At 74.8% G+C, this 7,859-nt stretch carries 6 protein-coding genes; 2 read left to right on the top strand and 4 right to left on the bottom strand.

The genetic code is table 11. The annotated features are described in order from the left end of the window. Positions 1–331 precede the first annotated feature (331 nt). The 4 genes from AC4IJH_RS42775 to AC4IJH_RS42790 form a co-directional block, all read right to left on the bottom strand. Positions 332–2,755: a transglutaminase TgpA family protein gene (locus tag AC4IJH_RS42775; protein ID WP_490857451.1), complete on the bottom strand. Its 2,424-nt coding sequence runs from the start codon at positions 2,753–2,755 to the stop codon at positions 332–334. A 61-nt stretch (positions 2,756–2,816) separates the two neighbouring features. Continuing rightward, positions 2,817–4,229 carry a DUF58 domain-containing protein gene (locus AC4IJH_RS42780; RefSeq protein ID WP_490857452.1) on the bottom strand — a complete coding sequence of 471 codons (1,413 nt, stop codon included), beginning with the start codon at positions 4,227–4,229 and terminating at the stop codon, positions 2,817–2,819. Continuing rightward, entirely contained in the window at positions 4,229–5,239 is a 1,011-nt protein-coding gene (locus AC4IJH_RS42785; RefSeq protein WP_490857453.1) for an AAA family ATPase, read from the bottom strand. Before AC4IJH_RS42785 ends, AC4IJH_RS42780 begins: the two co-directional genes overlap by 1 nt. A 169-nt stretch (positions 5,240–5,408) precedes the next feature. Further along, entirely contained in the window at positions 5,409–5,966 is a 558-nt protein-coding gene (locus AC4IJH_RS42790; protein ID WP_490857454.1) for a beta-class carbonic anhydrase, read from the bottom strand. 416 nt (positions 5,967–6,382) lie between these two features. On the opposite strand from AC4IJH_RS42790, the gene rsmH reads away from it, so the two are divergent. Together rsmH and ftsL are read left to right on the top strand one after the other, a co-directional pair. Next, complete coding sequence (gene rsmH / locus AC4IJH_RS42795) at positions 6,383–7,342, top strand: 16S rRNA (cytosine(1402)-N(4))-methyltransferase RsmH (RefSeq protein WP_490857455.1); 960 nt, start codon at positions 6,383–6,385, stop codon at positions 7,340–7,342. Continuing rightward, the coding region (gene ftsL, locus AC4IJH_RS42800; RefSeq protein WP_490857456.1) for a cell division protein FtsL at positions 7,339–7,859 on the top strand (521 nt) is incomplete at its 3' end. The genes rsmH and ftsL, both read left to right, overlap by 4 nt.

The raw sequence follows: 7,859 nt of genomic DNA on the forward strand, positions 1-7,859 counted from the left end.
CCCCCCCCCCCCCCCCCCCCCCCCCCCCCCCCCCCCCCCCCCCCCCCCCCCCCCCCCCCCCCCCCCCCCCCCCCCGCTCAGCAGTATGCCGCCGCGACGGCGCCTCCCCGCGTGACGCCGCCCTTGTCCGGACCTCGTGAGGCCGCCCCGCCCGCCGCGGCCTTGGCAACCGCCCAGGACCACCCCGGCTCGTCCCGGCGCAGGGCCACCTCCGACCCCTTCCGGCGCAGGACCGCCTCCGGCCGCCGCCTACCGCCTCCGGCCGGTCCCGCGTCAGCCCCGCCCCCCCCCGGCCGGTCCGGCCTCAGGCACGCCCCCGGCCGGTCCCGCCTCAGGCCCGCTGCCGCGACGGGCGCAGCGCACGGCCCGCGCGCCGGGCGCCCGCCGCCACCCTGCCCGTACGCCAGCGGGCCCGCAGCGCCGACCAGCGCGCCGACAGAGCCCACCGGATCCGCACCGCGGACCGCGGGGCCAGCAGCGCGCGCAGCCGCAGCCCACGCGAGGCCGCCTCCCACAGCCCGGACCGTACGCGCCGCACATCGTCCCCGATCCCGGACGCCGGCCGCGGCTGCGGGGCGTACAGGACCTGCTCGACCGCCTCGGCCACCCGCTGCGCCGCCTCGGCGGCCTCCCCGCGCAGCTCACCGATGCGTACGATCCGCGCGGCCGCCTTGCGCGGGGTGAGCGAGTCCTCCGGCACGATGCCGAAGTCCCAGCCGGAATCCACCAGTTCCCGCCAGGCTTCCAGGGTGCGCGCCGTGGCGTCCTGGCCCCGGCCGCCGCCCAGCCGCCGCGAGCGCGCCCGGGTCCGCCATATCAGCGGCAGCGCCAGCACCGACAGCAGGAGCAGCGCGGCGGCACCGGCGGCGGCCAGAGCGGCGACCGGCGGACCGTCGTCGGCGGGCCCGGCGCCCGACTGCACCGGCGGGGCCCCGCAGAGCCCGCTGCGCCGGTCACCGGCGGGGCAGCTCTGGGACGGGGAGGGGCCCGCCGTGGCACCGGAGGACTGGGACGGCAGCGGCGCCGGGCTGCTGCCGCCGTTGTCGGCGGGGGACTGGGAGAGGGTGTACTCCGGTGTGCTGCCCCGGCTCGGCGTCGGCTCGAAGCGCGTCCAGCCCGCCCCCTCGAAATACAGCTCGGGCCAGGCGTGCGCGTCCTTGAGGCCGATCGAGGTCGTACCGTCGCCCTGCTTGGTGCCGGGGGTGAAGCCGACCGCGACCCGCGCCGGAATGCCCAGCGTGCGCGCCATCGCCGCCATCGAGAAGGAGAAGTGGACGCAGAAGCCCTCCTTCATCTCCAGGAACCGCGCGATGGCCTGTGTCCCGCTGCCCGCCTGGACCTCGGTGTTGTACGAGAACCCGCCCTCCAGCGCGAACCACTGCTGGAGCTTGACGGCCTTGGCGTACGCGCTGCCGGCGCCGCGTGTCACCCGCAGGGCCGTCTCGTGCACCACCGCCGGCAGCGAGCCGGGCACCTTGGTGTACTCCCGGGCGATCTCGGCGCGCGGCGCGGGCGCCGAGGCCAGCTGCTGCGCGGTGGGCCGCACCAGCAGGCTCTCGACCTGATACTGCAGCCCGCGGGTGTTCTGCCCGCGGTCGCCGACCAGGGTGCGGCCCTCCGGCTCGAACCGCCAGCGCCCGGGGATGTCCACCTTGGAGACGGGGTAGGGCAGCGGCAGCCAGTTCTGGGCGTACCACTCGGCGGTCGATATGGAGGTGTTGACCCGCAGGGTCTCCACGCCGCGCCCGAGCCCGGGCGGCCCGGGGAGCCGGTCCGGCACATCGCGCACCGCGCGCTCCGAGGGCTTCCAGGCCGTGCCGTCGAACTGGTCCAGCGCGACGATGCGCAGATACATCTCCCGGGTGTCCTCGGAGGTGGTGCGGTAGTTGAGCACCTCCCGGTCCTGCGGCTGGTTGAGGCTGTTCTGCAAGGACACCAGCGGGTTCACGGCGGAGATCGTGCCGCCACCGCCGCCCGTCCCCCCGTCGGCGCCGGCCGCCCCCAGCAGCCCGCCGCCGAGCGTGGGCAGCGCCGCGGGCACCACCAGCGCGATACCGAGCACCAGCGCGCCGATCCTGCGGCCCGTACGGACCGGAGCCAGCGCGGGGCCACCGGCCGCAGCGGCGAAGCCCTGGCCCCCGGTGCCCCGGACCGCAGCACCGCCGCCGAAGACCCGCCCCCACTGCGAGAGCCGGTCCCGGCCCTCGGCCAGGAGCAGCAGCAGATAGCCCGCCGCCGCGACCAGGAACCACAGCCAGCCCGCCCCGCCCTGCGCCAGCCCGGCCGCCACCGAATACAGCGCCAGCAGCGGCAGCCCGGCGGGCGCCGCACTGCGGTACGTCACCGCCAGCGCGTCCACCACCAGGCCGACCACCACCACCCCGCCGACCAGCATCAGCCGTATGCCGGCCGTGACCGGCGCCGGGATGGCGTACCGCCCTACGTCGTGAATGCCCTCCTGGACCAGCTGGCCGAACTCGGAGAAGACCCCGGGCCCCGGCAGCAGCCCGGCGACCGCCTCCTGACGGGCGAAGAGGAAGGTGAGCAGCAGCAGCGCCACCAGCGCCTGCGCCGCCACCGTCAGCGGCCGGGCCAGCGGCACCCTGCGGCCCAGCGCGCCGACCGCCGTCACCACCGCGAGCAGGATCGCGGCCTGCAGCACCCAGCCGATCGGCTCGACCAGCGGCAGCAGCGCGCTGGAGGCGCACAGCGTGGCCACCGCCGCGCACACCGAAAGCCGCGCCCCGCCGCTCATGCCCGCACCCCGCCCGGCCCGGTCCGTACGGCCCTGCCGCCGGTGAGCCCGTCGATCGCCCTCATACCGCACCATCCGTCCCCGAACCGGCCCGTGGGCTTACCCGGCCGGCGCCGTCGGCCGGGCCCGGGCGCACCCCGGACCCGTCGGCCTGCCGCCACAGCGCGGCCAGCGAGGCGCCGGGCGGCACCGCCAGCGCCTGCCAGCCCGCATCGCCCAGCATCCGCAGCCGCTCGGCCATCGGCACCTGCCCGCCGGAGAACCTGATCCCACCGGGCCCGGTGGCCCAGGCGTCGCTGTCCAGGACGAAGGCGACCGCCGCCCCGCTGCGCTGCCGCATCCGCCCGGCCACCGCCGCCTGCTCCTCGTCCAGATCCCCGAAGAACGCGATCAGCAGCCCTTCGTTGCCGCCCCGCAATACGTCGTACGCCCGCGCCAGCCCCGCCTCGGCGGAGTGCTCCACCACGGCGAGGGTGTCCAGCAGCAGCCCGGCCGCGTCCGCCGACCCGGCGCCGCCGCCGAAGGCCTGGGCCCCGTCGGCACCCGGCACCGAGGTGCCCGTGTCGGTCAGCAGCCGCACCGCGAAGCCCTGCTCCAGCAGATGCACCGCGATCGAGGCGGCCCCGGAGACCGCCCACTCGAAGGCCGAGTCGGGCCCGGCGCCGTGATGGGCCGTGCGCCGGGTGTCCAGCAGGACCGTGCAGCGCGACTTCTGCGGCTGCTCCTCCCTGCGGACCATCAGCTCGCCGTAGCGCGCGGTGGAGCGCCAGTGCACCCGGCGCAGATCGTCGCCGTGGCGGTACCCGCGCGGGATCACATCGTCCTCACCGGCCAGCGCCAGTGAGCGCTGCCGCGCGTCGCCGTACCCCGAGCTCTCGCCGATCAGCCGCACCGCGGGCAGCGCCTCGACCCGCGGCACCACCGTCAGGGTGTCGTACGCGCTGAAGGAGCGGGTCAGCTCGCACATCCCGAAGGGGTCCGAGAGCCGCAGTTGCAGCGGCCCCAGCGGATAGCGGCCGCGCAGGTCGGAGCGCACCCGGTAGGACACCTCGCGCCGGCCGCCCGCCTCGACCCGGTCCAGGACGAACCGGGGCCGCGGCCCCAGGACGTAGGGCACCCGGTCCTGGAGCATCAGCACGCCGGTGGGCAGCCGCGAGACGTTCTCCACCCGCAGCCGCACCCGCGACTCGGCGGCCGCCGGCACCCGGGCGGGGGAGAGCTTGCGGCTGCCCGCGACCCGGTAGCGGGTGCGGTACAGCACCAGGACGCACACCAGCGGCAGCGCCGCCAGCAGCAGCCCGACCCGCAACAGGTCCGACTGGCCCAGCAGATAGGAGCACACGGCCGCGGCCAGGCCCGCCGCCAGGAAGGACCGGCCGCGGGTGGTCAGCCCGCCCAGCGCGCTGCGCAGCCCGCCGTGCCGCTCGGGTGTCGGCTCCGGCCCCGCGCCCTGCGCGCTCCCCCCGCCGGGCATCAGAACCCCCGCGCGCCGGGCGGCTGCCGGTGCCACTGCTGGGCGGACTGGTCCGGTACGGGCGTACGCCGCAGGATCTCCAGCACGACCTGCTCGGCCGAACGGCGGTTCAACTGGGCCTGCGCGGTGGGCAGCAGACGGTGCGCCAGCACCGCCACCGCGAGGGACTGCACGTCATCGGGGAGCGCGAACTCGCGCCCCGCCAGCGCGGCCGCCGCCTTCGCCGCCCGCAGCAGATGCAGCGTCGCGCGCGGCGAGGCGCCCAGCCGCAGCTCGGGGTGGGAGCGGGTGGCCGCGACCAGGTCCACGGCGTATCTGCGCACCGGTTCGGCGACATGGACCGTGCGCACCGCCTCGATCAGCTTCAGGATCTCGTGGGCGTGCGCGACCGGCTGCAGATCGTCCAGCGGCGAGGCCCCGCCGTGCACATCCAGCATCTGCAGCTCGGCCTCCGGGCTCGGATAGCCGATGGAGACCCGCGCCATGAAGCGGTCCCGCTGCGCTTCGGGCAGCGGGTAGGTGCCCTCCATCTCCACCGGGTTCTGGGTGGCGACGACCATGAAGGGGCTGGGCAGCGCGTAGGTCTGCCCGTCCATGGTGACCTGCCGCTCCTCCATGGACTCCAGCAGCGCCGACTGGGTCTTGGGCGAGGCGCGGTTGATCTCGTCGCCGATCACGATCTGCGCGAAGATCGCGCCGGGCTTGAACTCGAAGTCCCGCTGCTGCTGGTCGAAGACGCTGACCCCGGTGATGTCCGAGGGCAGCAGGTCGGGAGTGAACTGGATGCGCCGCACCGAGCAGTCGATGGACCGGGCCAGCGCCTTGGCGAGCATCGTCTTGCCCACCCCCGGCACATCCTCGATCAAAAGATGCCCCTCGGCGAGCAGCACGGTCAGCGAGAGCCGTACGACCTCCGGCTTGCCCTCGATCACACCCTCCACCGACCTGCGGACCCGCTCCGCTGTGGTGGTCAGATCGCTCAGGCTCGCTCGCTCGTCATAGGTCGTCACCCGGCCCTCCTCGGCCCTTTCTTTCGGACCGACGCCCTCTGTGCGGACCGGCCCTCCCCGACTTGTGCGCCGCGCCCGGCCACGGCCGGGGCGACGTCACATACGCATTCTTGCCGCCAGCGCCGCTTCGCGTCATGGCCTGTGGATAACTCGATCCGTAACGGCACTCTCACTGCTGAGGGTCGATCTCCCTGAGCAGACCCGTCGTCACATCGAAGACGAAGCCCCGGACATCGTCGGTGTGCAGCAGGAACGGCGAGGTACGGACCCGCTGCATCGACTGCCGCACGTCCACGTCCAGGTCCTTGAACGCCTCCACGGCCCACGTCGGACGCTGTCCCACCTCCTCCGCCAGCTCGTGCCGGAAGTCCTCGGTCAGGCTGAGCAGACCGCAGCCGGTGTGGTGGATCAGGACGATGGAGCGGGTGCCCAGCGCCCGCTGGCTGATGGTCAGGGAGCGGATGATGTCGTCGGTGACCACACCGCCGGCGTTGCGGATGGTGTGGCAGTCGCCGAGCTGGAGGCCCAGCGCGGCATGCAGGTCCAGGCGCGCGTCCATGCACGCGACGACGGCGACCTTGAGGACGGGACGGGCGTCCATCCCCGGGTCGGTGAACTCGGCGGCGTAGCGCTCATTGGCCTGGACGAGGCGGTCGGTGACGGTACGGCCGGTGGGGGCGGCGCCGTCGGTGGACGGGGGCATCGGCTGCGACGCAGATATCGACATGGCTAAGACGGTAGTCGGCGCAGCTGGACACGGCCGGTTGTGAGGCCGGGCATAGGGGGCCATCGGCACGGTCTGTGACGCAACGCACAGCGGGTCCGCGCGTGCCCCCGTCCGGGTGAGCACACCCTTCCCAAGCCGCTTCGGGACGCGCGGAACCAGTTGATTGACCGCGGGGAGCAGTGGACTAAAGTGGCGCGAAGTGGGAGGCGTGACGCTCTCCTAGGATCCCGAATCCCTCGCGTGCGAGACCGCACGTACGGCTCGGCCTCCTCCCGCTCCACCGGTCCGCCGACGTCACTTCCCCGTCGCCGGAGGACCACTTCCCCTTCAGAGCGGGCGGGGACCAGGCGGTACGTGCGGCCCTTCTCCGGCCTGCGGCCGGGGGACCCCCTGCCGACCATCCTTGCGGAAGGCGCATGAGCAGCAATTCTCGTCACGTTCCCGTCATGCTCCAGCGGTGTCTGGACATGCTCGCCCCCGCGCTCACCGAGCCCGGTGCCGTCGTCGTCGACTGCACGCTCGGTCTGGGAGGGCACAGCGAGGCGCTGCTGACGACCTTCCCCGAGGCCCGCCTGATCGCGCTGGACCGCGACCCGGCGGCGCTCGAGCTCGCCGGGGAGCGCCTGGCGCCCTACGGGGAGCGCGCGACCCTCGTGCACGCTGTCTACGACGAACTGCCGCACGTCCTTCAGCGCCTGGGCGTCCCGCGCGTCCAGGGCGTCCTGTTCGACCTAGGCGTCTCCTCCATGCAGCTGGACGAGGCCGACCGCGGCTTCGCCTACGCCCAGGACGCGCCGCTGGACATGCGCATGGACCAGACGACGGGCATCAGCGCCGCCGAGGTCCTCAACACCTACCCGCCCGGCGACCTCGTGCGGATCCTGCGCACCTACGGCGAGGAGAAGCAGGCCAAGCGGATCGTCGAAGCGGTGGTGCGCGAGCGCGCCAAGGAGCCCTTCACCAACAGCGCGCGGCTGGTCGAGCTGATCCGCGACGCGCTGCCGCAGGCGGCCAAGCGCACCGGCGGCAACCCCGCCAAGCGCACCTTCCAGGCCCTGCGCATCGAGGTCAACGCCGAACTGGCCAGCGTGGAGCGCGCCATCCCCGCCGCCGTCAAGGCCATCGCCGTCGGCGGCCGGGTCGCCGTGCTGTCCTACCAGTCGCTGGAGGACCGCCTGGTCAAGCAGGTCTTCGCGGCAGGCGCCGCCAACACCGCGCCGCCCGGCCTGCCCGTCGTCCCCGAGCGCTACCAGCCGCGCCTGAAACTGCTGACCCGCGGCGCCGAACTCCCCACCGAGGAGGAGGTCGCCGAGAACCGCAGGGCGGCCCCGGCCCGGCTGCGCGGCGTGGAGCGCATCCGCGAGGACATCGCATGAGCCCCGCGGGACGGCCGCGCAAGGGGGCCGGGCGGCTGTCGGGCCTGCTCCCCGCCGGTACGAGCACGGCGGCCCGTACGCCCTTCGTGCTCCTCGTGGTCGTCCTGCTCAGCACCGGCCTGATCGCCCTGCTGCTGCTCAACTCCTCCCTCAACCAGGGCTCCTTCGAGCTGAGCCGGCTGGAGAAGCGGACCACCGAGCTGACCGACGAGCAGCAGGCCCTGCAGCAGGAGGTCGACAGCTTCTCCGCACCGGGCGCGCTGGAGCGGCGCGCCCGTGAGCTGGGCATGGTGCCCGGCGGCAACCCCGCCTTCCTCAACCCCGACGGCACCGTCCGCGGCAAGCCCAGCGAGGCCGGCGCCGAGCCCTCCTCGATGAGCGCACCCGAGCCGCCGCCCGTGCCCCGGCCCGCCGTGAAGCCGGCCGGCGCGCCCTCTGCCCGCAGCGCCCCCGGCCCCGCGGGCGCCCCCTCGTTCCGGCCCACGACCGGGCCGTCCGCCGCGCCCGCCCCCGGCGC

Source organism: Streptomyces sp. UF-297 (assembly GCF_058245575.1).